Source organism: Acinetobacter sp. S4400-12, assembly GCF_024129495.1.
Taxonomy (GTDB): Bacteria; Pseudomonadota; Gammaproteobacteria; order Pseudomonadales; family Moraxellaceae; genus Acinetobacter; species Acinetobacter lwoffii_C.
The window spans coordinates 1-1,436 of the sequence record NZ_JAMXYB010000077.1 but is presented as its reverse complement, the minus strand read 5'-3'; the positions used below and the strand labels follow the sequence as shown (position 1 = coordinate 1,436).

General features: G+C 42.3%; 1 protein-coding gene. It reads left to right on the top strand.

Translation table 11 applies throughout. The features are described 5' to 3' along the window. Positions 1-284 precede the first annotated feature (284 nt). A complete protein-coding gene (locus NI461_RS13935; RefSeq protein WP_253157808.1) occupies positions 285-1,274 on the top strand; it encodes a protein rep in 990 nt (329 codons plus the stop codon). The last annotated feature ends 162 nt before the right edge of the window (positions 1,275-1,436 follow it).

The window sequence follows — 1,436 nt, the reverse complement described above, 5'->3', positions numbered from 1 at the left end:
GACCCGATTTTTGTTTCTCGAATGAGAAACGCGTAAGCGTGCATTACTGAAAAATCATCACGAATTTGCTAGGGGTGAAAAATCAAAAAAAGGCATCTGAAAAGGGGGTAAAAATGGGGATTTTTGAGGGTGTTTTTCCTTGTATTTATTATTAAGGGATAACTCTGATTCTAAAAATAAGGTTCTAAGCCTTATGTGCCGTGGCTTTGAAGGCTGTTTGACAGGTCAATAAAAAAGCCCGTATATTTGGAGGTGCGACCCAACCAAAATATAAGAGCTTTTCTATGCCTCAATCTTGCCATGATTTCGATCTTGGAATCAATTTTTTAACAGAAATTTCACCTCATGAAGTTTCTTGGGATGAACATCGTTCCGATGCTGAATCCGTTAAAATTCTCTATAACTACTCCGTTGAACTTTCAAAATATGCAGAGCGTATCAATGCCTGTTCAGGTATTTTGAAATTTGGAGTTAATCCCGATCAAGGGAAATTGGTTCTCAAGCAAGCATTTTTTTGCCGTGTTCGCCATTGTCCTGTGTGTCAGTGGCGCAGATCTCTACTTTGGAGGGCGGTTATGTTTCAGCAATTGCCAAGTATTCAAGAACGCTTTCCTACGCATCGTTGGGTATTTCTAACCCTCACCGTGAAAAACCCACCTGTTACGGAACTCCGAGATACGTTGAAACACATGAATGATTCATGGCAGCGACTCATTCAAACCAAGCGGTTTAAGTCAGGTGTAGCAGGTTTTTTGCGAACAACCGAAGTCACCAGGGGGAATGATGGGGACATGATGGCACATCCACACTTTCATGCTTTGCTGTTGGTTAAACCCAGTTATTTCAAAGGGCAGGGGTATATAAAACAAGCGGATTGGGTCGAAATGTGGGCGAAAGCTTTGCGAGCTGACTACTTGCCATCGGTGAACGTGAAAGCCGTAAAAGCCACTTTGGATGAAAAAGGACGCAAGCAACTCGATAAAGCAATCTGTGAAACGCTCAAATACAGCGTAAAACCGTCTGATTTGGCTTTAGAGCGCGATAAGGGTGCTTGGCTCCATGAGATGACTAAACAAGTCCATAAGATGCGTTTTATCGCAACAGGAGGCGTTTTAAAGGGCATTCTCAAGCCTGAAGATGAAATCACTACCGAAGAAATGATTTCGTCCTCTGAGGAAGTACAGGACGTTGGAGAATCGAGAGTGGCATTTCAGTTCAAGCCTGAATACCGCAAATACGTTTATGCGCCAAAATATAACGAGTATGCAGACTAATCTTTTCCCCGAAGGGCGCACTTACGCAAAATTAAAATTTTGCAGTGCGTTCCCTCAAAATTTTTGAGGGTGCGATTAGACGTTTCTCACTTCGTGCAGAAACCGCGTAAGGGGTTCGACCCCTTAACCCCATAAACACCAAAAAAGAAAAATTAAAAATTT